This is a genomic window from Pedobacter westerhofensis (assembly GCF_900182595.1).
GTDB lineage: Bacteria > Bacteroidota > Bacteroidia > Sphingobacteriales > Sphingobacteriaceae > Pedobacter > Pedobacter westerhofensis.
On the sequence record NZ_FXTN01000008.1, the window covers coordinates 270,761 to 295,362 of the forward strand.

General features: G+C 44.8%; 24 protein-coding genes and 2 pseudogenes. 11 read left to right on the forward strand and 15 right to left on the reverse strand.

Annotated elements, in window-relative coordinates; translation table 11 throughout:
• Window positions 1-3 precede the first annotated feature (3 nt).
• The gene (locus tag FN831_RS16995; RefSeq protein WP_142529381.1) at window positions 4-702 is read left to right on the forward strand and encodes a class I SAM-dependent methyltransferase; all 699 of its coding nucleotides are present in this window, start codon (window positions 4-6) and stop codon (window positions 700-702) included.
• 11 nt (window positions 703-713) lie between these two features.
• Here the strand turns inward: FN831_RS16995 and pepT are convergent, their stop codons facing one another.
• Window positions 714-1,970 carry a peptidase T gene (pepT, locus tag FN831_RS17000; protein ID WP_142529382.1) on the reverse strand — a complete coding sequence of 419 codons (1,257 nt, stop codon included), beginning with the start codon at window positions 1,968-1,970 and terminating at the stop codon, window positions 714-716.
• A 58-nt stretch (window positions 1,971-2,028) separates the two neighbouring features.
• Between pepT and FN831_RS17005 the strand changes: the two genes are divergently transcribed.
• Genes FN831_RS17005 through FN831_RS17015 form a run of 3 tightly spaced genes read left to right on the forward strand, consistent with a single transcriptional unit; the run spans window position 2,029 to window position 5,136 of the window.
• On the forward strand, window positions 2,029-2,739 hold the full coding sequence (locus FN831_RS17005) for a hypothetical protein (RefSeq protein ID WP_142529383.1): 711 nt from the start codon (window positions 2,029-2,031) through the stop codon (window positions 2,737-2,739).
• Between the two features lie 38 nt (window positions 2,740-2,777).
• Window positions 2,778-4,517, forward strand: coding sequence for a M14 family metallopeptidase (locus tag FN831_RS17010; RefSeq protein WP_142529384.1), 1,740 nt, complete (start codon window positions 2,778-2,780; stop codon window positions 4,515-4,517).
• Between the two features lies 1 nt (window position 4,518).
• The gene (locus FN831_RS17015; RefSeq protein WP_142529385.1) at window positions 4,519-5,136 is read left to right on the forward strand and encodes a rhomboid family intramembrane serine protease; all 618 of its coding nucleotides are present in this window, start codon (window positions 4,519-4,521) and stop codon (window positions 5,134-5,136) included.
• A 79-nt stretch (window positions 5,137-5,215) separates the two neighbouring features.
• Here FN831_RS17015 and FN831_RS17020 read toward each other — a convergent pair whose 3' ends face one another.
• On the reverse strand, window positions 5,216-6,184 hold the full coding sequence (locus FN831_RS17020) for a hypothetical protein (RefSeq protein WP_142529386.1): 969 nt from the start codon (window positions 6,182-6,184) through the stop codon (window positions 5,216-5,218).
• A 536-nt stretch (window positions 6,185-6,720) separates the two neighbouring features.
• Here FN831_RS17020 and FN831_RS17025 point away from each other — a divergent pair.
• Complete coding sequence (locus FN831_RS17025) at window positions 6,721-7,755, forward strand: dipeptide epimerase (protein WP_142529387.1); 1,035 nt, start codon at window positions 6,721-6,723, stop codon at window positions 7,753-7,755.
• On the opposite strand, the gene FN831_RS17030 is transcribed toward FN831_RS17025, so the two are convergent.
• Both FN831_RS17030 and FN831_RS17035 read right to left on the reverse strand, forming a co-directional pair.
• Window positions 7,736-7,960: a DUF6358 family protein gene (locus FN831_RS17030; protein WP_142529388.1), complete on the reverse strand. Its 225-nt coding sequence runs from the start codon at window positions 7,958-7,960 to the stop codon at window positions 7,736-7,738. The two genes, FN831_RS17025 and FN831_RS17030, sit on opposite strands and share 20 nt — an antisense overlap.
• Before the next feature lie 2 nt (window positions 7,961-7,962).
• On the reverse strand, window positions 7,963-8,277 hold the full coding sequence (locus FN831_RS17035) for a rhodanese-like domain-containing protein (protein ID WP_142529430.1): 315 nt from the start codon (window positions 8,275-8,277) through the stop codon (window positions 7,963-7,965).
• Window positions 8,278-8,444: 167 nt separating this feature from the next.
• Here FN831_RS17035 and FN831_RS17040 point away from each other — a divergent pair, with 167 nt between their 5' ends.
• Complete coding sequence (locus tag FN831_RS17040) at window positions 8,445-9,599, forward strand: DUF4407 domain-containing protein (protein WP_142529389.1); 1,155 nt, start codon at window positions 8,445-8,447, stop codon at window positions 9,597-9,599.
• 34 nt (window positions 9,600-9,633) lie between these two features.
• Window positions 9,634-10,947, forward strand: a complete 1,314-nt coding sequence (locus tag FN831_RS17045; RefSeq protein ID WP_142529390.1) for a M20/M25/M40 family metallo-hydrolase — start codon at window positions 9,634-9,636, stop codon at window positions 10,945-10,947.
• A 17-nt stretch (window positions 10,948-10,964) separates the two neighbouring features.
• Here FN831_RS17045 and FN831_RS17050 read toward each other — a convergent pair whose 3' ends face one another.
• The 8 genes and pseudogenes from FN831_RS17050 to FN831_RS17075 all read right to left on the reverse strand — a co-directional run bounded on the left by FN831_RS17050 (window position 10,965) and on the right by FN831_RS17075 (window position 18,385).
• Window positions 10,965-11,462: a GNAT family N-acetyltransferase gene (locus FN831_RS17050; RefSeq protein ID WP_142529391.1), complete on the reverse strand. Its 498-nt coding sequence runs from the start codon at window positions 11,460-11,462 to the stop codon at window positions 10,965-10,967.
• A gap of 13 nt (window positions 11,463-11,475) precedes the next feature.
• Entirely contained in the window at window positions 11,476-12,045 is a 570-nt protein-coding gene (locus tag FN831_RS17055; protein WP_246101591.1) for a thiamine pyrophosphokinase, read from the reverse strand.
• Between the two features lie 35 nt (window positions 12,046-12,080).
• The gene (locus FN831_RS28150) at window positions 12,081-12,860 is read right to left on the reverse strand and encodes a beta-galactosidase (RefSeq protein ID WP_246101597.1); all 780 of its coding nucleotides are present in this window, start codon (window positions 12,858-12,860) and stop codon (window positions 12,081-12,083) included.
• A gap of 33 nt (window positions 12,861-12,893) precedes the next feature.
• Window positions 12,894-12,950, reverse strand: a pseudogene (locus FN831_RS28445) (hypothetical protein); the annotation flags it as partial.
• Window positions 12,951-13,012: 62 nt separating this feature from the next.
• A pseudogene (locus FN831_RS28160) lies at window positions 13,013-13,909 on the reverse strand (beta-galactosidase); the annotation flags it as partial.
• 94 nt (window positions 13,910-14,003) lie between these two features.
• The gene (locus tag FN831_RS17065; protein WP_142529392.1) at window positions 14,004-15,851 is read right to left on the reverse strand and encodes a glycoside hydrolase family 2 protein; all 1,848 of its coding nucleotides are present in this window, start codon (window positions 15,849-15,851) and stop codon (window positions 14,004-14,006) included.
• Window positions 15,852-15,858: 7 nt separating this feature from the next.
• Window positions 15,859-17,064, reverse strand: coding sequence for a glycoside hydrolase family 88 protein (locus tag FN831_RS17070; protein WP_317132095.1), 1,206 nt, complete (start codon window positions 17,062-17,064; stop codon window positions 15,859-15,861).
• The gene (locus FN831_RS17075) at window positions 17,048-18,385 is read right to left on the reverse strand and encodes a BNR repeat-containing protein (protein WP_142529393.1); all 1,338 of its coding nucleotides are present in this window, start codon (window positions 18,383-18,385) and stop codon (window positions 17,048-17,050) included. Before FN831_RS17075 ends, FN831_RS17070 begins: the two co-directional genes overlap by 17 nt.
• Window positions 18,386-18,623: 238 nt before the next feature.
• On the opposite strand from FN831_RS17075, the gene FN831_RS17080 reads away from it, so the two are divergent.
• A complete protein-coding gene (locus tag FN831_RS17080) occupies window positions 18,624-20,369 on the forward strand; it encodes a tetratricopeptide repeat protein (RefSeq protein ID WP_142529394.1) in 1,746 nt (581 codons plus the stop codon).
• A gap of 9 nt (window positions 20,370-20,378) precedes the next feature.
• Window positions 20,379-20,801 carry an acyl-CoA thioesterase gene (locus tag FN831_RS17085; protein ID WP_142529395.1) on the forward strand — a complete coding sequence of 141 codons (423 nt, stop codon included), beginning with the start codon at window positions 20,379-20,381 and terminating at the stop codon, window positions 20,799-20,801.
• Between the two features lie 53 nt (window positions 20,802-20,854).
• Here the strand turns inward: FN831_RS17085 and FN831_RS17090 are convergent, their stop codons facing one another.
• Window positions 20,855-21,697 carry a phosphatidylinositol-specific phospholipase C/glycerophosphodiester phosphodiesterase family protein gene (locus FN831_RS17090; RefSeq protein ID WP_142529396.1) on the reverse strand — a complete coding sequence of 281 codons (843 nt, stop codon included), beginning with the start codon at window positions 21,695-21,697 and terminating at the stop codon, window positions 20,855-20,857.
• Window positions 21,698-21,858: 161 nt separating this feature from the next.
• On the opposite strand from FN831_RS17090, the gene FN831_RS17095 reads away from it, so the two are divergent.
• Together FN831_RS17095 and FN831_RS17100 are read left to right on the forward strand one after the other, a co-directional pair.
• Window positions 21,859-22,452, forward strand: coding sequence for a GDSL-type esterase/lipase family protein (locus tag FN831_RS17095; protein WP_142529397.1), 594 nt, complete (start codon window positions 21,859-21,861; stop codon window positions 22,450-22,452).
• Between the two features lie 41 nt (window positions 22,453-22,493).
• Window positions 22,494-23,222, forward strand: coding sequence for an esterase family protein (locus tag FN831_RS17100; RefSeq protein ID WP_142529398.1), 729 nt, complete (start codon window positions 22,494-22,496; stop codon window positions 23,220-23,222).
• A gap of 227 nt (window positions 23,223-23,449) precedes the next feature.
• On the opposite strand, the gene FN831_RS17105 is transcribed toward FN831_RS17100, so the two are convergent.
• Both FN831_RS17105 and FN831_RS17110 read right to left on the reverse strand, forming a co-directional pair.
• The gene (locus FN831_RS17105; RefSeq protein WP_142529399.1) at window positions 23,450-23,878 is read right to left on the reverse strand and encodes an EamA family transporter; all 429 of its coding nucleotides are present in this window, start codon (window positions 23,876-23,878) and stop codon (window positions 23,450-23,452) included.
• A gap of 66 nt (window positions 23,879-23,944) precedes the next feature.
• Window positions 23,945-24,577 carry a sterol desaturase family protein gene (locus FN831_RS17110; protein ID WP_221931349.1) on the reverse strand — a complete coding sequence of 211 codons (633 nt, stop codon included), beginning with the start codon at window positions 24,575-24,577 and terminating at the stop codon, window positions 23,945-23,947.
• Window positions 24,578-24,602 lie beyond the last annotated feature (25 nt).

Consider the following 24,602-nt stretch of genomic DNA (forward strand, 5'->3'; position numbering starts at 1 on the left):
CTTATGGATGTTTTTGGAAACGCTTTACAGGATCAGTTCAACACAAATACGGCCGACATTCTCTGGCTGCACAATTCTTATGATGAGCCCGAAGAAATGCCTGTAGATATTTTCTTCCGGACGGAAGAAGAGATGCCTGATATTGAGCTGGAAGCAATGGACATGTGCGAAGGCCGGGTACTGGATGTTGGCGGCGGTGCAGGAAGCCATGCCCTGATCTTGCAGGAAAGAGGCTTTGAGGTTGTCGCAATTGACATCTCAGCCGCAGCAGTGGCGATAATGCAAAAACGTGGGCTCAAAAATACCGTAGAAGGAGACATCTTCAAGTACACCGGTGAGAAATTTGACACTCTGCTATTCCTCATGAATGGCATCGGACTGACGGGCACGATTGAAAATTTCAAAACTTTCCTGGATCATGCAAAAACACTGTTAAATGAAGGCGGCCAGCTATTGTTTGACAGTTCAGACATTACGTATCTGTACGAGGATACAGAAATGCCATCCGATAAATATTATGGCGAAGTATCCTACCAGTACGAATATAAAGGTGAAAAAGGCGAGTGGTTCAACTGGCTTTACATTGATCCCCAGCTACTTAAAAAAATCGCCAGGGAATCCGGATGGGAATGTCATCTGTTATTTGATGATGGACAGGACCAGTATCTCGCAGAAATGCGGTTAACTACCCCTGGTCAGTAATATCTCTGGATTTAATTAGTTTTTTCTTCCCAGATCAGCGCCAGATTAATAATTGTTTCGACCGCCTTTTCCATGTCCTGCACAGATGCCCATTCCTGCTTGCCATGGAAGGCATGTTCGCCTGCAAAGATATTCGGACAGGGCAGTCCCATTAAAGATAATCTTGATCCATCTGTTCCGCCCCTGATGCTTTGTTTCTTTACCGGGATACCTGCACGCTCAATAGCCAGCATTCCGTATTCCAGTACCTGCGGATACTGGTCCAGCACTTTTTTCATATTCCGGTACTGCTGCTTAATCTTAAGCTCGTAGGTAGAATTAGGATAGCTTTCCATCACCTGTTTAACCAGTGTTTCCAGTGTACGTCCATGCTCAGCCAGCAGGTCATCATCAAAATCGCGGATAATAAAATGTGCCTCTGCCTGCTCAACATTCCCCTGTACGGATACAGGATGCAGGAAACCTTCTTTCTGTTCCGTAGCCTCCGGAGTAAGCCTGTCTTTAGGCAGTGCACTGAGGATGTCTCCAAGGATCTTAATGGCGCTTTCCATTTTTCCCTTTGCAAAGCCCGGGTGTGAGCTTACCCCCTTAATGATCAGTACAGCTCCGTCGGCAGAGAACGTTTCATCTTCGATAGACCCACGCGTTTCCCCGTCAACCGTATAGGCAAAGTCGGCCCCCAGTTTTTTAAGATCAGCCTTATCCACGCCCCGGCCAATCTCTTCATCAGGAGTAAAAAGAATTTTGATCGTTCCATGTTTCAGCTCCGGATGGGCAACCAGGAAAGCCGCCGCTTCCATAATCTCTGCCAGCCCCGCTTTGTTATCGGCCCCCAGCAGGGTTGTTCCGCTTGCAGTAATAATATCATTCCCGATCTGATCCTTCAGATCAGGGTGTTCAGTCATTTTCAAGACAATGGAAGGATCATCCGGCAGTACCAGGTCCTGGCCCTGATAATTGTAGTGGATCATCGGTTTTACACCATCTCCACTGCAATCCGGGGAAGTATCCATATGCGAACAGAAGCAGATTACGGGTACCTTCTTCGCCGAATTTGAAGGGATTGTCGCGTACACATATCCGTATTCATCCAGATGTGCATCTCCAATTCCAATTTCCAGCAGCTGTGCTACCAGTACTTTTCCAAGGTTTTTCTGCTTTTCGGTAGAAGGGATACTTGCCGATGCCGGATCAGACTGTGTATCTATTTTTACATACTCTGTAAATCTATTTTGTAATGAATTACTGCTGTTCAGATATTTTAGCATATTTTTAAAAAAGTAAAGGTACTAAAGATCATACTTTACAATTTAAAATCAGCATAACTTGAAAAGGATAATTATCACCGCCTTATTCCTCGCTTCTACGCTTTCGTCATTTGCACAGTCGAATTTCTACAAAATCTCCATTGGTGCCGGTTTTGGTGCCACACAGTCTTTTACCGAAGTCCAGAAACACGGATTTGGATTGTCCGGCTACGGGACACTTGATTATCTGTTTACGCCCTTTGCCAGCCTGGGCCTGGAACTCCAGAAAGGGGAAGTAAACGGCGGCGACTTTAAAAATGACCCGCTGAACCGCGAATTTGTGAATTCGTATCAGTCTTTCGCTGTCAGCGCCAAAGTATCACTCGGACAGGTGCTGAATGACCGCTACAATGGCCCCTCAGACCTGCTGAAAGGGATATATCTGGGCGCCGGCGTAGGCGTAATCAAAAACAGCGTTCTTTTCAGTACCGGCCTTGATCCACAGGATAATAATTATGCAGTGACAGACCACCTCGACAGAAAAGACCTGTTCTTTCCGCTGAACCTTGGGATTAATGTACACTTCCCAGACCGGGAGGGTTTTTACAGGTATGTGCTTAATTTCAATTACCAGGCTAACTTTACCCTGGGCGAGAACCTTGATGGCTATGACGATTCAAAAATCACCTTCCAAAGTGGCACAATTGATATCTTTACTTATTTTTCCGTAGGATTAAAGTACAACTTTGGAAAAATGGGATTATCCCGAAAGACTTTCAGAAAATATTAAATTTGTGTCGATATAATCCTGCATAAAAGATACGACCGATGAAATCCTTTTTCTCCTTTTTAATTATTTTACTTTCCATGGATACTTTTGCACAGCAAACGCCATACGAGCTTGGCAATAAAAATCAGACCGCTACTTATGATGAAGCCATCTCTTTTTATGAAAAGCTGGCAAAGTCCTCTCCGCAGGCTAAGCTCCTTACCTACGGAAGTACCGATTTTGGAAAACCGCTTCATCTCCTGGTTTTATCAAAGAATAAAGTATTTGATCCGGCAGCCATCAGAAAGAGCAACCACAGGATTCTGCTGATCAACAATGGTATTCATCCGGGCGAGCCCGAAGGTATTGATGCCTCCATGATGCTGGCGAGGGATTTATTAAAGGATAACCTCCTGCCAGAGGATGTCGTGATCTGTATCATTCCCGTTTATAATATTGATGGCTCCTTTAACCGTACTTCTACTTCACGTGCCAATCAGAATGGCCCGGAAGCTTATGGCTTCAGAGGAAACAGTAAGAATTACGATCTGAACAGGGATTTTATCAAAACCGACTCCAAGAACTCTGCTGCATTCCAGCTGATTTTCAATACCTGGCAGCCGGAGATTTTTGTAGATACCCATACCAGCAACGGTGCAGACTATCAGTATACAATGACGCTGATCCCTACTCAAAAAGACAAACTTAATTCCATACTGTCGGGATATCTTACCAAAACCCTCGTTCCGGCGCTATACTCAAAGATGCAGCAAAAGGGTTATGAGCTGATACCATATATCAATTCAATAGAGGAAACTCCGGAAGCCGGCATCACGGGATTTCTTGAAACACCGCGTTATTCTACAGGCTATACGACTTTGCACAATACCATCGGCTTTATGCCCGAAACGCATATGCTCAAAGCATATGATAAGCGCGTAGAATCTACTTATCAATTGCTAAAAACCTATGTGGATATAGTAGAGCGCGACGCTCAGCTCATCGGTGAAAACAAACGCAGGGCTGATGAAGCCGTTGCACAACAAAAAGATTTTCCACTGAGCTGGAAACTGAATGAAAAGGTATGGGATACAATCACTTTCAAAGGATTTGCAGCCAAATACAAACCAAGTACTGTCAGCGGTGCCAACAGGCTTTATTACGACCGCAATGAACCTTATACAAAGGAGATCAAATACTGGAATAAATTTGAACCGCAAACGGTAGTAAGCAAACCGGTGGCTTATATTGTTCCTAAAGCCTGGGACAGGGTAATTGCACTTTTAAAGCTTAACGGGGTAAAACTCTCCCAGCTTGCAGAAGATACACAGCTGCAGGTTGATTCTTATTATATCACCGATTATAAAACTGCTGCAAGGCCTTTTGAAGGTCATTACCTGCACAGCAATGTCCAGTTGAGCACCAAACCACAAAGCCTGCAATACTATGCCGGCGACTACATCGTATATGCCAATCAACCGCAAAACAGGTATATTATAGAAACGCTGGAACCTCAGGCAACCGATTCTTTTTTCACCTGGAACTTTTTCGACTCAATCCTGGATCAGAAAGAGCATTTTTCAGCCTATGTATTCGAAGACACGGCAACCGGTCTTTTGCAGCATGACCCGGCACTGCGTACACTGCTGGAACAGGAAAAAGCAAAGGACCCCGCATTTTCCAAAAACCCTGCCGCACAACTGGAGTTTGTTTACAAACATTCGAATTATCACGAAAACACACATATGCGCTACCCAATCGCTAGATTGCAGCACGATATTAAAATCAACCTGAAATAAAATGATAGAATACCTTCAGAATACACCCGTTGCCTCCATTATCTTTATATTCACACTGGTGACCAGTATTTATGCGTTCAATGATGCAGGATTGTACGGGAAATTCATGCTCCATCCATATAGCGTGTACCGTAAACAAAATGTATATACCCTATTGACCAGCGGACTGATCCACGGCAGCTGGATGCATTTGATCTTCAACATGTTTACTTTCTATGCCTTCGCATTTACGCTGGAATCTACAATGGGAAGCCTGCGCTTTGGACTGGTTTACTTCATCGGACTGATTCTGAGCGATATTCCTTCAGTATTTAAGCATAAAAATAATTTTCATTATCATAGCCTGGGCGCTTCAGGCGCAATATCAGCTGTGCTCTTCAGCTATATCTTATTTTATCCGCTAAGCACACTGATGATATTTCCCTTACCGATTCCCATCTGGGCGGCGCTGTTTGGCGTATTATACCTGGTGTACACGTATTACATGTCTAAGAGTTCAAGGGACAACATTAACCATGATGCGCATCTTTTTGGCGCATTAACAGGGATTATCGTGACTATCCTGCTTGTTCCTGGTATCATACCGCATTTTATTTCAGCAATTACCGGCCGGCTTTAATGTGTTTGCACGTGAGATACACCTGATCAGGCATAAACCGTAAAAGGCATCAGGATGATCAGGATAACCGGCGTAAATGTTAATCTGTTTCCGGCAGCGAAGGAGGGCTGAAATAACTGGTAGGATTATTCGGGTCTTTTCTGATCTCCATCAGCAAATTTCCCCATGGTTTCCAGAAGTTCTCCAATACCTGTGCATAGGTTTTGTGCTGCCATACGTCGAACAAGGATTTATTCATTGTACCCCTCAATGGCATGGCATCGATATATATCGAACCTTCAACCGGCATAATCGTATATTCAGGCAAACGGTTAAAGAGATAGGCAGAATAAAAGAACCTGGCACTCAGCTCCTCAAACTGCTGCTCGCTGAGCGGCTGCGAAGCAATCTGCTCCAGGATCTGCTGGTGGTATTTTTTGTTGGTACCATTATCCTGCAGACAGGCAATGATTCCGAAATTTTTCAGTTTAAGCGAAAAAGTAAGCGTATTGATCTCGTCCCTGAAGCTAAAGGAAACTTCTTCTTTTTCCATAGGCACAACCACAATAGACCATGGGGTAAAATCTTCAAACTCCACATTCATGTAGATCCCCTGGATCATCGTTTGCAGATTTCCGAATTTGTGCATCAGCCCCTGCGACATATTGAGTCCGTCGCTGCTCAGCTGCTGCTGCCCCACGGCCGCGTGCATTTCAATATAGATCAGACTGTACAGAAACTTGCCTATCCACTTAAACAGATCGGCCTCATCCAATTTTGTCACTGCATCATACCCACCGCCAAAAGCTGCGGCAATTTTTTCTTCCAGCGGATCAATAAAATGCCTTTGTACCTCTTCATTTACTGGTATCTTCAATGAATTGTAAGACCTGATCGTTTCATCCAGCAACTGGATCTGCTCCTCACCACTAAAATTAGCCATTTCCAACAGCCATGCAGGCAATACATTAGTCTGGATGACAGGAGTATTGAAAGTATTGCCGCTTAAAAAGCAGTTTTCATACTTAAAATCAAAGTTCTTGAACGGTTGATAGATTGAGCTGACCATATAAGGCGCAATATTATGAATATTATTTCTAATGTGGTTTAGCAGGCGGAACAGGTGACAGAAAAGGGACAAAGAACATCATTGGAAAAGCAAAACAATATATCCGTCTATGCCAAAACTCATTTATTTTGTATCTTCGTATCAATCCCAATTTGATCTGGTACTGTACTTGTTTTGGTGCTGATGCAGTATGTACTGGTTTAATCCCCCTAGTATTCTCGTTTAGTTCTCCGCTACTGTTCACAGGCTATTGACAGGCTGTTAACAGGGTGTTGACACGCTCAAACAGGTATTTTTAGCCTGTCAATAGTGCATTAAAAGCGCACAAAGTTTCTGTTAATACTGAATGAGAAATATATGAGTATTAAACATGGGCTTTAGTGATACACAAGACATCACGATGCTGTCCCGGTCAGTACCACTATAACAATCAAAATACGACAATTTCCCGAATATTTCAGCATAATTTTTCATTTCACCTGTTCTTATCTGCTGCCTAAGGTTTAACTTTGGGTTGAATAAAAGGACCTCAATTTATGCAGTCAGCCCACATCGCATTTAATCTCGAACTTAAACACCCTTTCGCCATCTCACGCTTTTCCAGAACAAGTACCCCGCTGCTGTTACTAAGATTAAGACACGAAAATATTGACGGATACGGCGAGGCCTCAATGGTTCCTTACCTGGGCGAAAGTTATGCAACTGCTGAGCTTTTCCTGTCTAAGGTAGACTGGAACAGGTTCTCCTACCCATTCAACTTCCAGGAGATCGTTGATTACCTTGACGGTATTGAAAAAGGACAGCCGGCAATCAAAGCTGCAATTGAGATTGCCCTCAATGATATCAATGGAAAGATCCTCGGAAAACCCTGTTATGAGATCTACGGTGCAGATCCTGCAAAAATGCCCATTACCTCTTATACGATTGGAATCGACAAACCAGAGATCGTCAAAGCGAAGGTTGCGGATGCGGCAGGCTTTAAAGTGCTTAAGATCAAACTGGGTTCGGATGACGACAGGGCACTGATCCAAACGATCAGAAGCCTGAGCGACCTGCCTTTATATGTAGATGCCAACCAGGGATGGACAGACCGCAAAAAAGCAATCGAGCTCATCTACTGGCTGCATGACCAGGGCGTAGTGCTGATTGAGCAGCCTATGGATAAACATGACCTGGAGGGGAATGCCTGGCTTACCGGACGCAGCCCTATCCCCATCCTTGCAGATGAAGCGGCACAACGCCTGTCAGATATCGACGGCCTTAGGGGAGCCTATCATGGCATCAATGTAAAACTGATGAAAAGCGGCGGCATGTACGAAGCTCATCAGATGATCCTGAAAGCAAAATCGTATGGAATGAAAGTTTTAATTGGCTGTATGAGCGAAACCTCCGTGGCTACACAGGCAGGAATTGCGCTTGCGCCCCTGTGCGACTGGGCAGATCTTGACGGGCCATATCTCACAAAAAACAATCCTTTCGAAACTCCAAAAATGGAAAAGGGCAGGTACATATTGGAAGACCTTCCAGGTCTGGGTCTGAAAGGCCTTCCAGCTAGTTTGTTTCGTCCTTAGCAGCGGCCATACTCTTTTCTTTATCCTTGATGCCCGTTCTCACTTCTTTAACGATGCTGACCTTCAGGTACAGGAAAAATATAGCTGTGGCGATAAGTAATCCTACAACGGGAAAGTTATGTGCCTGGTAGGCCCATTTGAGGCCAACTACAGAAACTACGATACCCAGTGTATAGAATGTATTTAATACAATTTTCTTCTTCATTTCTAGTAAACAGGCATGCTTGGGTCAAATTCCTGTCTCCAGGCAAGGATTCCGCCTTTTAAATTATAAACGTTATCATAGCCGCGCTGCTCTAACTGCATTACCGCAGCCGCACTGCGCTGTCCGCTTCTGCACTGCATAATTACAGGCTTATCTTTTGAGATTTTATCAATCTCAATCAGCAGTCCGCCTAAAGGAATATTCTCGCCTTCAAGGTTAGAAGTTTCATATTCGAAAGTTTCTCTAACATCAATCAGTTGAAAATCTTCCTTGTTGTCTATTTTGTCTTTCAGTTCTTGTACGGTAACTTCTTTCATATTCGTAGCTATTAATGGGTTTATCTCTCCCATGAGTTTTCAAATATAAAGTTTATCAATAACTTAAATGCCAAGCACAGGTCAAAATTTATTGCAGCTGCCTGCATGTTGTAACAACTTGGCAGACCGGGCGTTTAATAGTATTCTTTCTTTAACTTTGTTTTATTATGGATGCACTCACCCGCTTTTTCTGGTTCTGTTCAGGCGTACATCAGCCTACATTAGAAAAGCACCCTACCGAACACAATAAATACGTTGGTATCGGCGCCACAATATTCTTTACCGGTCTTTTCGCCGCATTATCCGGAGGATATGCGATGTATTTCGTTTTTAAGGGAGATACTGCCGCAGTTTTGTTTTCGATCTTCTTCGGCCTGTTATGGGGGCTGGCAATTTTTAATATGGACCGCTATATCGTGGCCAGTATCAACAAAAACTCTTCATCGGCCAAACAGATCGCACAGGCTACTCCGCGTATCTTGCTGGCGATCATGATCGGCATGGTGATCTCCCGTCCGCTGGAGCTTAAAATATTTGACAAGGAAATAAGAGAGCGCTTAAAAGTAAGTTACCTCAACAATCAGCGTTCTAAGATTGATACACTTAATAAAGCTTTCACCAATAAATATACGATCGAGCTAAACAAACTGAACGATTCTAAAGCGCAGCGCGATTCACTGGCCAGCGGGATCAAATCAGACCGCCAGAAGCTAAACTTTGAAGTTTTTGGTACAAAGACCGAGGAAACATCCGGCGTAATGGGTTATGGCCCCTATGCAAAGCGAAAAGAAGAAGAACTGAAACAAAGGGAGCAGAACCTGGACTCACTGAACGCCGATGTAAGGCGGATGGAGAACTTTGTTGCGGGCAGGAAACAGTTTGACGGACTGCTTTCAGAAAGGCTCTACACAGGGAAAGAGCTGGACAGCCTCAGCAATATTGCCGGTTTTGCCGACCGCAACTGGGCACTGGGACAGCTCAGCTTTAATACCGATGGCAGCCGCGATACTACCACAGCCCTGGCCGTTACTTTTATCGGCTTATTGTTTATCTTTTTTGAATGCCTGCCGGTATTTGTGAAGATGATGAGCTCCAGAGGTCCTTACGACAGATCAGTAGAGAATATGGAAGACAGCCAGATCCATACATCAGAGAAAGACAGGGACTATGAAATCACCGTTACTGATGATGTACATGATACCCGGGTATCCACCGAGGTAGACCGGCAGAAAAGAGAATTGAGAGGACAGCAAGATCCTTTATACCCAGATCAGGGATACTCAAATCCGGTATACCCCGCCCGGCATAACAATGAGGAATAAACTATAAACCAATGACTAAAACAAAACGCAACTAATGAAACGCTTTTACTACCCATTAATCCTGCTTTTTATTGCAGGAACGGCGCAAGCCCAAACCATTGATAAAATCATCACAAAAGAGTATGTAGATAACCTGATTAAAACCCTGAGCAGCAACGACATGCAGGGAAGAGGGACTTTTACACCAGGCATAGATAAGGCAGCAACCTTTATTGCCGGCGAGTTTAAAACAATTGGCCTCCAGCCACTGCAAGGCGCTACAGGCTACAGACAAACTTTTTATAAGTACCAGCTGAGCCCTAAAAGCACTGATGTTTCCATCGACGGAAAAACAGTTGATCCGGCAAGGGTAATGGTGCTGGGAAATACCTCAGAAAGCATCGCTTTCAGCCAGGCCAGCAGCGACGGCTGGATCAGACTGGACACCGGGAAATTGTTCAAGGCACAACTGCGTGCCATCCTGAACAGTAAGAAGCGCCAGCTTGTACTGGTAGATCAGAAATTTGCAGCAGATTTTATACTGATGAAATCGTATTTTGCAAAAGGGGCAGCACTGGATGAAAAAGACCTTAAGCAGGCCAATCCATCAGCCTCAGTTTTGGTTCTGGCACCAGAAGTATCTGTTAAAGAATTTAACGTAGCACTGAAATACAATGTAGAGAAACTGCCTTTGTTTAATGTGGCAGGAATGATTCCCGGCAAATCTAAAAACAAGGAATATGTGATCTTCTCCGGTCATTATGACCATCTGGGAATCATCAAGCCTGTAGGGCAGGACAGTATCGCCAATGGTGCTGATGATGATGCTTCGGGTACGACTGCCATGATCGCCCTTGCGAAATACTATAAAAAACTCAACAACAATGAGCGCACACTCATCTTTGTTGCCTTTACCGCAGAAGAAATAGGCGGATATGGTGCAAAATACTTTTCTCAGCAACTGAACCCTGATGAGGTGACAGCCATGTTTAATATCGAGATGATCGGAAAGGCAAGTAAATTCGGAAAAAATACTGCCTGGATTACCGGATATGAAAAATCTGATTTCGGTAAAATCCTGCAAAAGAACCTGGAAGGAACGGCATTCACTTTCCATCCCGATCCTTATCCTGACCAGAACCTTTTTTACAGGAGCGACAATGCAACACTGGCTGCTTTAGGTGTTCCGGCACATACCATCAGTACCGATGAGATCGACATCGATAAGTTATACCATAGCGTAAAAGATGAATACAGTTCACTCGATACAGAGAACATTTTATCTACGATCAGGGCAATTGCCTTGAGCGCAAGGAGCATCATCAAAGGAACAGATACTCCTGTCAGGATCCCTAAGCTGGCAAATTAAGAATCAGGGACTTGCGCCTACAGTGGCAATTCCAGAATATAATCATTCATAAAGAAGCCGTTGCCAATTTCTATGTCAACGGTTTCTTTGATTTTAAACCCGGCTTTTTGATAAAAATCAAGAGCCTTATTATAGCGGTTCACATTCAGCACCAGTCCTTTCGCTCCAAGATCAATCGCCTTATCACGTACTTCGTTCATCAATAACTTGCCCAGTCCTTTTCCGTGAGCTTCTGGCAATACATACAGTTTGTGGAGTTTCACCGCCAGATGACCACCTTCGTCGAGCCGCGAATAAGAAACAAAAGCAATATCCTTTTGGCCCTCCTGGGCGATGATAAAGGTATGCCCTTCTATCAGCTGCTGCCTCAGTGAGGCGATAGAATAAAATTTTTCCAGCATGTAGTCCACCTGTTCCTGCCCCAGCAGCGGTACATAGGTTGGGCCATAAGTTGTAGTGCCGATGGCCTGAATAATTGGGAGGTCGGCCTCCTTAGCTTTTCTTAAACTGATCATAATCTTTAGCCCATTATAACTGTTCGCTTAAAAACACATATTCTGTAGTGGTAAAAGTAAATTCCACAAAACCGTCTTTCACCACCACAAATTCCCGCTCATCCTTCTGCATCAGGTTGCTGGCTTCAAAATAGGAGACCACATCGATCAGGAAAATACTTCCTGCAGGCTTCCATACCTTAAATCCTGTTTTGATGGCATAAGATTTTTCGGTGGAACTAAAGAGCACAATATTGATCTTCGGGAGATAGTAGTCGAGCTCTGAAAGTTTCTTTTCATCATCAATAATGTTCACCGCTGCATATTTCTCTGAAATCAGGTAATTCAGCACGGTATTGTAGGCATCTCCGGGCCCAATAATGGATTTGGTGTTTTCCTGTGGCGCAAGGCCATCAACACCGTTTACCACGATATCTACCTTTAAGCCCAGGCTGATCACCTTCTCATAAATGTTGCCGTTCACAATCAGCGTAGGGCTCCATTCCAGGATCTGCCCCAGATATTCTTCATCAAAATTACCCAGGTTGTGAATATACAATGCGGGTTCCTGTTTTTCTTTTACTATATGGTGCGATGACATCATGCTAATATATTAATGATTAGCGGAAAGCTCAATGATTATTTTTTAACCACGCTTAGTACAGGCTTTTGCAAACTTTGCAGCGTGTTTTCTTCAGTCTTCAGCAGTTCCGCAACTACCAGTTCATTAATCCCTTTTTTTAACCACTCCGCAGGGATATACAAGGTTTGCTGCGGCCCAACCTCCCAGTAGCGGCCCAGGTTATGCCCATTGAGCCAAACCGATCCTTTTCCCCATTTGCTCATGTCCAGATAAGTGTCGCCGACCTTATCCAGCGTAAACACCGCCTTTTTAATCACTGGTGTATGGTCTGATTTAAAGTTTGATTTGAAGGGAAGAGCAGCAACAGTGCTCATCGGCAATCCGTACATTTCCCAGTTTTTCACCTCAGAACCTGCAAACAGCACTTTCTCCGTGATGCCTTTTTTATTCTCCAGCAGGTACTTGCCAAAGTTTATCCTGCCCAGGTTTTCCACCAGAATATCCAGTTTTACTTTTCCCGCAGGCAGGGCAATGCTGATGCTATCCTGGTTCAGCCTCCGGTCCAGCACCCCCGCGGGCTGTCCGTTGATCATAATTATGGCATAATCTCTCAGGTCTTTTAGCTTTAACACCCCCGTTTTTCCGCCGTCAAGGAAGGTACGGTACCAGACAAAGCCGTAGTCCTGATGCAGATCTTCAAAAGTTAAAGGATTTGCATTTTTTACCGCAGCGGGCAGGATGTCTGCCATCCGTGTTCCCATTTTAAAATCTATAGAAGGAATGGCAATTGTAGGTTTAGCCGCAGGGACGGATGGCAATACCGTTCCCTTTGGCAAATGTTTCTGTATAACAGCCCTGAACTGCATAAACTTATCGGTTGCATTGCCCGCCTCGTCCAGCGGTGCATCATAGTCATAACTGCTGATCTGCGCTGGTACGGGGTATCATCTTTGTAGTTTGCCCCGTTCATAAATCCCCGCGTAGTACCGCCGTGGAACATATACATATTGATAGAAATTCCGGCGCTCAGAACCGTATCCAGCTTGCCGGTATATTTCTCTGCAGGCACCGTATGGTGTGGTGTCCCCCACCAGTCGAACCACGCCGGGTACCATTCTGCGATAAAGAACGGGCCCTTTCCTTCATGAAGCCCGCTGATGAGCGGTTTTATTTTTGCAGGATCATCCAGTCCGTTCACCGCTGGTAATAAACCGGGTAAATGGCCCCGATCCACGTCCGCTGCGGGATCGCAGGTATACAGCAACCCGTCAAATCCTGCTTCCTTAAAAAACTTCTGGTTGATCCCCAGGTATTCTTTATCACTCCCGAAAGAGCCATATTCATTCTCTATCTGTACCATCAGCACATTTCCGCCATGGTTAACCTGCAGCGGCGCCAGCTGTTTGCCTACCTCCCTGATGTAGTCCTGATATTCTTTCAGATACTGGCTTTCCTTGCTCCTTACCACCAGCCCCTTTTCATTTTGCAGCCAGTATGGATATCCGCCAAATTCCCATTCGGCACATACATAAGGGCTGGGCCTCAGGATCACCCAGAGCCCTTCTTCTTTTGCAATCTTTACAAATTCTGCAACGTCATTATTCCCGCTGAAGTCGAACTTTCCTTTCTGAGGTTCATGCAGGTTCCAGAACACATACGTACCGATCGTATTGAGCCCCATGGCTTTAGCCATCTTCATCCGCTGCCGCCATGCTTCACGTGGAACACGCGGATAGTGCATCTCTCCGGAGATGATCACAAATGGCTTCCCGTCAAGAACAAAAGACGAATCGCTGAGCGCAAAAGTATGTTGAGCTTGTTGCGCGAAAGCAGTGTTAAAAAGCAGGTACAGCAGGGCGGATAACAGAGATGGCTTCAATTTCATTATTTTAATTTTTCAGTTGCCGGATGTTACACATGATTAAATAACTACTCAATGCATGCCAGATCATTATTTTAATCGCGGAGGTTTATCTAAATTATTTTTTATCGTATTTCGTTTTCATTTCATCATAGTAGGCTTTCATCAGGAAAAAGGATTTCTTTTTGTTTCCCTTCTCGTCATAAAAACCTTTGCGGTTCCAGCCATCCTGGTACAGTGGGTTATTCCGCTTGGGCGATCTGAAATCATTGAGCACCCAGGGCGAGATCCCCACAAACTTGGCGGGCATGCGTTTAATCATCGCGATCTGTTCCCTGTAATACCATTCCTGGTATTCTTCGCTAAATCGCGTAAGCGAATCCGCATGGAAACCACCTTTGGCATCTCCCCCGGTTTCACTGATAAACAGCGGTTTCTCATATGGGGTATCCCAGCTGGTGGTCCTGCATTTATCGGGCAAGCCCCCGTACCAGCCAAGATATTCATTAAAGGCCACCAAATCAACAAATTCCCCAAGCGGATCATCAATTACGTTTTTATCATTCAATGCGCTGTAATTTACTTCCAGCGCAGCAGAAAGCATTCTTGTATTGTCCAGCTCACGGGCTTTGATCAGCAGGTTGTGCATAAAAGTAGTACGGGCAGGACTGACAGGTGTTTCATTGCCTACAGACCAGATAATGACGCTCGCCCGGTTATGGTCGCGCGTGATCATCTCTGTCAGCTGTCCTCTTGCTTTTTCGAGTACTTCGGCATTGCCGAAATCTATCGTCCAGTAAACCGGTATTTCAGACCAGACCAGTATGCCCAGTGAATCTGCCAGGCGGGTGATCTTTTCATCATGCGGATAATGTGCCAGTCGCACCATGTTACAGCCCAGTTCGATACTCTGGTGTAAAAGCTGCGCTGCATCCTCTTCAGAATACGCACGGCGCATCTCCTGCGGGATTTCTCCGTGCACGCTGATACCCCGCATAAATATGGGTTTACCATTCAGGAGCACCTGAGTTCCGTGTGCTTCAATTGTCCTGAAGCCAATACGATCGGTAGTCTGATCATGACGGGTGCGCAGGGTTACCTGGTATAACTTTGGATTATCGGGCGACCATAATTGTATTTTTGGCAGTTTAAAGCTCAGCGCCGTGATTTGTCCCGTTGCCTGTATTTCTTTTTTAAATTTCAGCGCCGGTATTTCGATAGTTACTGTTTCGCCCGCAGCAGGTGCCTGGTTGAGCTTTACCCAACCCTCCACTTCTTTCTCCGGTGCTTTTCCTGTAGTGTTTTTCTTTAGCTGCAGCACAAAATCCTGGATAAAAGTTGCAGGTACCGTAATCAGTTTCACGTCGCGGGTAATCCCCCCATAGTTCCACCAATCGGTATTGAGCGTAGGTACTTCATCCGCATGGCGCTTATTATCCACCTTTACCACCAGGAAATTATCTTTTTCTTTCAGAAGTTCCTGCGGTACTTCGAAATTGAAAGGTGTAAACCCACCTTTGTGCATCCCCAGTTTTTTCCCGTTCAGGTAAACATCGGCACGGTAGTTTACTGCACCGAAGTAGAGGAAGTAACGCTGGCCAGCATTCCCTCTTTCTATATCAAAGGATTTTTTGTACCACACTGTTCCTTCATAATAAAGGAACTCAGGCTGCTGATGGTTCCAGTCGCCCGGCACCTCAAGGCTGTACTTATCAACATAGCCATGTTCTTTCTTTTCTGTTTTATTGGCCTGTACATCCGTATTCCAATACGCATCCTTATTCGTTTCCTTCAGCTCCTTATACCTGTAATCGTAGAAACCAGTTTCATAGGGGTCTACGATATACTGCCACTTCCCGTTCAGGCTCAGGGATTTTCTGCTGCCCGTATTACTGATTAAATTGTCCTGTGCAGATACCAGTGTGCTCAACAGGGAGATCAATGTCAGGATCAGAATTTTTTTCATATAAATATTATTTAAAGGAATTATAGCTTTTATATCTCTTCATTGCCTCCACGTAATAATAATCGGCATACGTCAGCGGCACATCAACTTCAGACTTTTGCGGCAGGTGCCCAACGCTGTGCTGCAGAAGGAAACCCGCATTTGTACCCGGCAGGGATTGGTAAGGTGCCCCGCAAAGGCTTTTCAGCATTTTTTCGGCAGTAGTAAAATACAGTTTTGCTTCTTTGGGCGCTGCATAATGCGAGAGCTCAAAAAGGGCAGATGACATCACTGCGCCGGCAGAAGCATCACGCAGGGCGTCAGGAATATCAGGCGCATTGAAATCCCAGTACGGGATTTTATCTTTTGGCATATTGGGATTACTGAGAATAAAGGCAGCGATATGGTTTGCCTGGTCCAGGTATTTTTGATCATGCGTTTCACGGTACATCACCGTAAAACCATACAGTCCCCATGCTTGCCCGCGTGCCCAGGCAGATTCATCCGCAAAGCCCTGTGCTGTCTGTTTTTTCTGCACAGCGCCCGTTTCAGGATTGTAGTTGATCACATGCCAGGAACTGTAATCGGGTCTGAAGTGGTTTTTCATCGTGGTATTGGCATGCGTAACCGCGATTTTGTAAAAACTTGAATCGCCCGTCATCCGCGTTGCCCAGAACAGCAGTTCCAGGTTCATCATATTATCGATAATTACCAGGAAGTCCTGTGGTTTACCGTTCCAGGATTTGATACATCCTACCTTTGGATCAAAGCGTGTCGACAAAGATTTGGCACTTTTGAGCAGGATTTCCTTGTACTCTGGTTTCGGGTCCATCTTTAATGCAGTGCCGAAGCTGCAGTACATCATAAAGCCAAGGTCGTGCGTGCCGGTATTGTACTGCTCTTTTTCCAGAAGCCCAAGCATCCTTTTTGCTTCCCTGAGCAGTGCAGGGTCTTTTGTTTGCGCATAGAGTTCCAGCAGGGTTCCCGGATAAAAGCCACTGCACCACCAGCCGGAATCACTAGTGACTAATTTATTGCTTTTCACATCAAACGTTTTAGGAAAGCGACCGGGCTCAAGGGATTTCATCATCAACTGATATTGTGCTGTTCCTTTGATGAAATTTGCATCAATCGTTTTTAACAACTGTGCATTCCTCTTCAAACTTTGTCCGCTCAGGGCAACGCTGAACAGCAACAGTGCGATCAGAGGGAGTAACTTAATTTTTAGCATCATTTTTATATTTGGTTAAACGATATTCCAGCACTCTTACCGGGCTGGGGCCTACATTTGCTTTGCCTTCGGAATCTACCTGCAGCACCTTTTGGATATATAAGTTTAATATCCCATTATTTTTCCAGAGTTCAGTATCATAACTGGGCTCCCATGCACCCAGTGAAGTGCCGGTGAGGTCTTTGAGCTTCCAGTGACCCTGCAGGAGGTTGGTGCTGATCGCAACAGAGGCCTTGTCACCGCGTTCCCTGTCCCTGAAAATAAGTGCGGTTGCCTGCCTGTTCCCTTGTTTCCAGGCCAGGATCTGCGGGCGGCTGATGGGAATACTTTTGGTACCTGTACCACTGAGGCTGAACGCCGTTTTGCGGAAACCCAGGTTAACGGTTTTCCAACCTTCAGCGGTAGCTTTATAGATCACATGGTATTGCGGAACATCCTGCCCCGCTTCACGCCAGTAGGTAGCAATAAAAGGACGCCCTTCTTTATCTGCAAACATCGAGGTCTGGTTGATCAGCTCGCTTTGCTGAGGGATATGGCAGGCGTATTCGGCAGTGGCCAGTGTAATCGGCAGCCGGTATTTTTCACCATCAGATTTCTCCCAGGTTTTGCCGCCATCGGCAGATCGCGCGTAACACATGTCATGGTTGCTGGCTACATCAGGGCTTTCACGCCATACCCAACTCAGGTGGATGACTCCCCTGGCATCTGTGGCCATTTGCCAGTAGGCATTTCTTTTTCCTTCGCCATCAATCAGCCCATCCTGTACCTGTATCCATCTACCGGTTTTCAGCTCATAACGGTTAATCATCAGGTTGCCGTTGCCCGAAGAGCCATCCCGGTAAAGGAAAAGCAAGTCGCCGCCGGCAAGCGTGTAAAACTCCGGGTAGGTCACATTATCTTCTTTCCTCCCGGTCATTGCCGTTTTTTCTCCGAGTTCAAGTGAGGCAGGAGCCAGGGATTTCACATAATTGAGGGCATTGCCATGGTGGTTCCAGGACAGATGAAGGTAGCCCGCACCATCAACAATAAGGCTGATGGACCGGTGCGCGTCTGTCGCATCTCCCTGGTATTGCGTTTTCCTGGTATCCCACACTGCTGAGCCTAGTTTTCTCTTTCCCAGTACCACGTTTTTTTCCTGGTCATAAAAAGCGATAAACTGGTACCCTTGCCAGCTGGCAATAGAATTTTTACGAAAGATCACTGCATTGACAGAGTTGCCGGCCCAGCCTTCAGCTACAGTAGAGATGGTTTGCGCATCAGCAATGCCTGTCCCGGAAACAAAGAGACAGCAAATCACAACCAGTAGGGAGAAAAGCAGTTTCATACAAGGCAACTTAATTCTCTGCATATTAACCATTAAATTTTACTTCTCCATTCCCGCAGCGTATCGGTATCGTTACAATTTTGAGGCTCTGCTCTCATTTTTAGCAACCCTCAGCCGGAAGCAGAAAATGATCACTAAGACGCTAATAAAATCCCCTCTTATGGGGGTATGAGCAATTGAGATTAATACATAACATTGTTGTTTCTTTATGGGCAATTTCATAAAAACTACCACCAGTATGAAAAAACTATATTTTGCGCTATCCCTCGCACTTGCAGTAGCATTTATTACATCACAATCTTTCTATTATATTACCAAACCAGAACCGAAAATCAGCTATCAGCCTTTATATAGGGCTTTTCCTTCCGGGGCAGCAATGTGCAGCGCTCCGCTTTCCTCGCAAAAAGATCTTGCTGTTGATATTCCCGCGATGAAAGGCTGGGGCCACTTCAAATGGAAGATCTCCGGGGCATCAGACAGCGTACAATATTATTTTAACCAGGGGATCAGCTTTTATTATGCTTTTCACTCGATCGAGGCCATTGCTTCATTTACCAAAGCAACCCGCTTAGATCCTGAAAACGCAATGGCATGGTATGGGAAGGCACTGGCCATGGGGCCAACGATTAATTACAGCAATGGTTATGTACCCCCAACGGGCGCCTATGAGGCTGCGGTAAAGAGCAGCCAGCTTTCAGCAAACTGCAGCCCGCTGGAAAAAGAGCTGATCAAAGCAATACAGCACCGTTACAGTGCAGATACAACTGCTAATGTTACAGCACTCCGTAAAGACTATGCCAGGGCAATGGAACAGGTATATCTGAATCATCAGAACAACGCTGATGCAATAACATTGTATGCTGATGCACTGCTATTGCTGCATCCATGGGATTTATATGACCACGATTCGCAGCCTAAAGAATGGACGCCAAAAATTAAATCGCTTCTGGAAAGCGCGATCAAACTATCGCCAAAACATCCCGGAGCCAATCACTACTATATTCATTCTGTGGAAGCATCGGCCCATCCTGAAGTTGCCGTTAAAAGCGCGCATTTGCTGGATACGCTGATGCCCTCGGTTTCACACATTACCCATATGCCTTCGCACATTTATATTCGCACGGGCGACTATCAGCGGGGCATAACAGTTAACAACAGGGCAGTAGCAGGATACAGCCAATATCTGAAGAGTTATGCCCCGGTAGTGAACGACGCAGGCTTATATGAATTGCATAATATTCATTTAAAAGGCAACTGTGCACAGATGGGGGGAAATTACAAAATTTCGCTTGAGTCGGCCTCTGCTATACAGAAACAGATCGTTGCCGGTGGTTACCTGGCCATTAAAGGTGGTTTTGGCAATTACATTCAATATGCATATTCAACACCGGTTTTGGCATATGTACGTTTTGGAAAATGGGATGAGATCTTAGCGCTGCCACAAACAGACAGCCTGGTATATGCCAGTGCTTTGGTTCATTTTGCCAGGGGAATGGCATATACGAACAAACATCAGCTCGCACAGGCCAGTAATGAACTAAAACTTTTAAGGGATAAGATGACAGATAAATCCCTGAAAGAACCTATGGATAATTTCAGCAACGCCTTTGAGGCTTCAGAAGTTGCAGAACTGATTTTGTCCGGAACAATTGCCCAGGAAAAAAAGGATTTTAAAACGGCTGTTATCACCTTCCAAAAAGCAGTAATCGCTGAGGACCGCCTGATCTACAATGAGCCGCGCGACTGGCCATTGCCGGCCAGGCAATATCTTGGCGAAGCATTAAACAAAGCCGGAGAACAGAACAAAGCGGTTTCTGTATTTAACAAAGACCTTAGCATCAATCCCAACAATGGCTGGTCGCTCACAGGACTGACAATCGCTTATCAGACCATGAGCAATGACCAGGCGCTGAACCAGGCTAGAATACGTTTAAAAAGCGCATGGAAACTTAAAGACACAGCTATTAACACCCCGGTATTTTAATCAGACATAATGGAATATTCAAAAACTTACACAGTCAAAGAAGAACATATCGACGTTCAGGGAATCATGGATGGGTTATATTATCCATTTTACATGGAATACTGCAGACACGATTTTATCAGGGAAGTCCTGGGTTTCGATTTTGAGGAACAGGCAAAGAATGGTGTATATATGGTATTGTCGCAATATAAAATCAATTTCCTGAGATCCTTAAAAAAGGGGGACGAGTTTGCTGTCACCTGTGCGCTATTTACTGATAAGGACAACCTGCCCAGACTGCATTTTAAACAATCTATCCTGCTCAACGGGAAAATAATGACCAAAGCGATTTTTACCGGAACCTGTATCCCTGCATCCAGCGGGCGCCCATATTTACCGGCCAACCTGCTGGAAAAATTTGAAAATGCACCGCAGCTTGATGTAGAGGTATAATTTATTGAAATTATACAAGATAACGTTCTGATTTAGCGTGATCAGGCTGGGGTTTATTTACTTTCGTTTTCAGCGAATACCCTCTGCTGTGCCAGCAGGAAGTTCTGAAGTTCTTCCAGCTTATCCGTATTGATGAGGTCAACGCCACAGGCCAGCAGCTCGGCCCAGACCAGTTCATTTTCGGGAGATCCCCATAACCGCACTTTTTTACCATACTGATGGGCGGCTGCAACATACGATGTGAGCCGCTCTTTTTCATGTTGCGGAAACTCACCTGTGCCCGCCCAGGTCAGGAGCCTTGAATACTTACAACTCGCGGTCTGATAGATCCCCTGCGATGCGATATCCTTATCTACCATCATCAGGTCTTCGTCAATAAAAGCAAGACGGTAAGACTGTTCCTTGATGATGCCGTAAGGTTTATGTCCTGTGATCACTATAGTAACCTGACGGGGGACAAGCTTACCCTCTTCATAACTCGAGAGAATAGATTTGTATTTTTGCAGCAGCAGTTCAAGTTCTGCGTATGTTTTATTTGCATCCGACTTGATGTCGATCATTAAAGTAAGCGGGGCAAGAACTCCATGGATCTTTTTGTTAGTTCCCAACACACCTTCCATCAGCGGTTTCAGATATAATTCTTCCAGTGTTTTTTTTCTTTTCAACACCGGCAGCAGATGTGCTACGATCAACTGGCCTTTTCTCAGGTATACATCCGCTTCAATATTCACATAACCTTTGTCCAGCGCGTCATACAGCGGGCGCCTGTGCCAGTAATCATTATGTGCGAAACCATGAGCAAGCAAACTGCTTTGAGCCTCACAAGCATATCCGGTGAGGACCAGCAGGAAAACACTGAGCATTTTAAAGCAATAGGTGCGGATCACAGGGTGCATTGTGAGCTTAATTTATGTCCGCAAGTTAGCATTGCCATATTTACACAACATTAACAGGCCGTAAAGGAATAACAGGGAACTAAAGATTAATTAATGATTTATTGACCGTAAGCTAACCTGCCGGGAGAATAGGAATATAATTCTTATTACCTTTACTTTGAATGTATTGGTACGAAGATGAAGTAAAGCGACTTGAAAAAGAGCGCTCAAAAAGAGGTTACGAACCTGAAATAATTTTTTACGGCAGCTCCACTATGCGTATGTGGGACAGTCTTCCGGTTGATTTCCCTAATATCAGGATTGCAAATCTTGGTTTTGGAGGTTCTACACTTGCTGCGTGTGTCTGGTTTTTTAGCAGGCTGATGGTTGATTATAAGCCAGAGGCCATATATTTATATGCCGGTGATAATGACCTGAGCGATGGCAGACATCCTGAGGAGCTATTGATCTTTTTTCAGCAGATGGCCGTACATGTGGCAAATCGTTTTGGTGATCTGCCCTGTTATTTTATTTCGCTGAAGCCAAGTCCCAGCCGCTGGCATATGGCAGAACAGTTTAGGTACGCTAATAACCTGATTGAAAGCGAAATCATTAAAACGAATAAGAACTGGACATTCATAGATGTGTTTAAAAAAATGCTGGATAAATCAGGACAGCCCATACCGGATCTTTATCTGGAGGACGGATTGCATCTGAGTGAAAAAGGATATGCATTGTGGAAGGAAATTGTTAATCCCTATTTAATTCCAGCGTAACATGTAAAAGTGATATTTCCCCTTACTATAAAGTTTTCGAAATGAACAGAGAATATCACAAGTGGTTTAGCCCTGCACTGCAGCGGGATATGGAGCTTTTAGTATTCGGCCACAGCGGCCGGGCAGTTCTGTTTTTCCCTACGCGGACAGCGCGGTTCTTTGATTACGAAAACTGGGGTATTATCGCAGCAATGAGCCAGCAGATTGACAGTGGCCAGGTACAGCTGTTTTGTGTGGACAGTATCGATGCCGAAAGCTTTTACAATGCGCATATACATCCGCACGACCGCATTTCAAGACATCTACAATATGAACAGTACCTGCTGAATGAAGTCATCCCTTTGATGCATCAAAAAAACGGTGGAGGCTATCTTGAAACTGCTGGCTGCAGCATGGGCGCATATCATGCCATCAATCTGGCGCTGAAATACCCTGCACTTTTCAGGAAAGCGGTAGGCATCAGCGGACGGTATGACCTGACTGAAAATCCGGGTGATTTTAAAGATCTGATGGACGGCTTTCGGGATGAGTCGGTATATTTCAATATGCCTGTGCAGTATATCGCTAACCTCAATGAGGAGACATTACTGGCAGAGATCCGCAAAGTAGAGATCATTCTCGCCATCGGAGAAACTGATCCTTTTCTGTATAGTAATAAAGATCTTAGCCAGCTGTTCTGGAACAAGGAGATTCCAAACCAGCTGTACATCTGGAGCAGTAATGCGCACCGCCCCCACTATTGGAGAAGAATGGTGCCGATGTATATCTGATGCGGCCTCCATAAGTAAGCTATGATGTTTTCATTTGGCGCAGTTACTTTCTGATAAGGTTTTTTTAAAAACTGCCGTACCATATCATACTAGTCTTTACTACCAACACCATGGCCGCGGTTTAGAAACAAAAAACTTTGTCCGTTGGGCATGTAGTGGTTTATCCAGCAGCTTATCCGAATTGTTGCAGCAAAAAGTGATAATATTTCAGCTACTGCATGAACGCATTAATCACCCGGTGCCGAAAAAGCAATCAGGATAGCACCTGCGATCATTACCGTTCCGCCAAGCACGATTTGCCAGGTGATTTTTTCTTTAAGGAAGATGATAGATAAAACGATCGCGATGACAAGCGAGGATCTTTCTATTGTGGCAACATAGGAAGCGGGGCCCATTGAAAGGGCTTTATATGAAAACAAGGTGGAAAGAGATGTGCAGATACCGGCCAGGATCAGTAAAATCCAGGCTTTGGTTTCGATCTGTTTCCAGTCGCCAAAATTTCCCTGATACAGTACGACCGACCAGGTGATGGCCAGGATCAGAATGGCCTGTATAGCAAATGCCAGACTTGAGTCTACATTCTTTAGTCCTGCTTTAGTTAAAACGATCACTAAAGCCGCAGATATCGCAGCAAATACAGCCCATAATGCCCACATAATTTTCTTTTTTCCTATCTAACACCGGAAATCAAAAAAGGATTGTAACAATGGAAATATAGGATGTTAATTATCTTTTTTGCTAAATACCGAGCCGATAATCAGGTCCCACAGTGGCGAGCTTACGCCAAAACCTTTCTCCGGGTCCTGGTAATGATGCAGCATATGGTGCTGTTTGATCTTTTTAAAAAGGCCACTTTTAAAGTTGAAGTGGTGCATGGCGTAGTGGCTGATGTCATAGAAAAGATACCCTGCGATAAATGTTGCAAAGAACATCCAAAGATAAACCTCAGGAATCAGCCATTTGAAAAGAAAGAAGAAGGCAAGCGCCAGGGGAATGCTTAGTGAAGGAGGTAAAACGAGCCGCATCTTGTCACTGGGGTAATCGTGATGAACTCCATGAATTACAAAATGAAGCCTTGCGCCCCATTTACCGGGCAGCTCATAATGGAATACCCAACGGTGAAGCACATATTCTGTCAGTGTCCAGATAAAGATTCCCGCCAGGATCACCAGGGGATATTGCCAAAGCAATAAATCTGTTTGTGCAGACCGGTATATACAATAGCCTATTACCGGAATAAAAACATATAGAGGGACTGTCCAGTGTACTTTTGAAAACGCTTCCAGAAAATCGCTCTTAAACATTCGGATGGTATCCTCTGAGTTTGATACAAATTTCTTTTTACTACTTGCCATAATCGTATTATTTGCTTCAATTTAA

Excerpts from the sequence above, each read along its gene's own strand:
- FN831_RS16995 (WP_142529381.1), top strand. The coding sequence starts at position 4 with ATGGATGTTTTTGGAAACGCTTTACAGGATCAGTTCAACACAAATACG.
- pepT (WP_142529382.1), bottom strand. The coding sequence starts at position 1,970 with ATGCTAAAATATCTGAACAGCAGTAATTCATTACAAAATAGATTTACA.
- FN831_RS17010 (WP_142529384.1), top strand. The coding sequence starts at position 2,778 with ATGAAATCCTTTTTCTCCTTTTTAATTATTTTACTTTCCATGGATACT.
- FN831_RS17015 (WP_142529385.1), top strand. The coding sequence starts at position 4,519 with ATGATAGAATACCTTCAGAATACACCCGTTGCCTCCATTATCTTTATA.
- FN831_RS17020 (WP_142529386.1), bottom strand. The coding sequence starts at position 6,184 with ATGGTCAGCTCAATCTATCAACCGTTCAAGAACTTTGATTTTAAGTAT.
- FN831_RS17025 (WP_142529387.1), top strand. The coding sequence starts at position 6,721 with ATGCAGTCAGCCCACATCGCATTTAATCTCGAACTTAAACACCCTTTC.
- FN831_RS17030 (WP_142529388.1), bottom strand. The coding sequence starts at position 7,960 with ATGAAGAAGAAAATTGTATTAAATACATTCTATACACTGGGTATCGTA.
- FN831_RS17035 (WP_142529430.1), bottom strand. The coding sequence starts at position 8,277 with ATGAAAGAAGTTACCGTACAAGAACTGAAAGACAAAATAGACAACAAG.
- FN831_RS17040 (WP_142529389.1), top strand. The coding sequence starts at position 8,445 with ATGGATGCACTCACCCGCTTTTTCTGGTTCTGTTCAGGCGTACATCAG.
- FN831_RS17045 (WP_142529390.1), top strand. The coding sequence starts at position 9,634 with ATGAAACGCTTTTACTACCCATTAATCCTGCTTTTTATTGCAGGAACG.
- FN831_RS17050 (WP_142529391.1), bottom strand. The coding sequence starts at position 11,462 with ATGATCAGTTTAAGAAAAGCTAAGGAGGCCGACCTCCCAATTATTCAG.
- FN831_RS17055 (WP_246101591.1), bottom strand. The coding sequence starts at position 12,045 with ATGATGTCATCGCACCATATAGTAAAAGAAAAACAGGAACCCGCATTG.
- FN831_RS17065 (WP_142529392.1), bottom strand. The coding sequence starts at position 15,851 with ATGAAAAAAATTCTGATCCTGACATTGATCTCCCTGTTGAGCACACTG.
- FN831_RS17070 (WP_317132095.1), bottom strand. The coding sequence starts at position 17,064 with ATGATGCTAAAAATTAAGTTACTCCCTCTGATCGCACTGTTGCTGTTC.
- FN831_RS17075 (WP_142529393.1), bottom strand. The coding sequence starts at position 18,385 with ATGAAACTGCTTTTCTCCCTACTGGTTGTGATTTGCTGTCTCTTTGTT.
- FN831_RS17080 (WP_142529394.1), top strand. The coding sequence starts at position 18,624 with ATGAAAAAACTATATTTTGCGCTATCCCTCGCACTTGCAGTAGCATTT.
- FN831_RS17085 (WP_142529395.1), top strand. The coding sequence starts at position 20,379 with ATGGAATATTCAAAAACTTACACAGTCAAAGAAGAACATATCGACGTT.
- FN831_RS17090 (WP_142529396.1), bottom strand. The coding sequence starts at position 21,697 with ATGCACCCTGTGATCCGCACCTATTGCTTTAAAATGCTCAGTGTTTTC.
- FN831_RS17095 (WP_142529397.1), top strand. The coding sequence starts at position 21,859 with ATGTATTGGTACGAAGATGAAGTAAAGCGACTTGAAAAAGAGCGCTCA.
- FN831_RS17100 (WP_142529398.1), top strand. The coding sequence starts at position 22,494 with ATGAACAGAGAATATCACAAGTGGTTTAGCCCTGCACTGCAGCGGGAT.
- FN831_RS17105 (WP_142529399.1), bottom strand. The coding sequence starts at position 23,878 with ATGTGGGCATTATGGGCTGTATTTGCTGCGATATCTGCGGCTTTAGTG.
- FN831_RS17110 (WP_221931349.1), bottom strand. The coding sequence starts at position 24,577 with ATGGCAAGTAGTAAAAAGAAATTTGTATCAAACTCAGAGGATACCATC.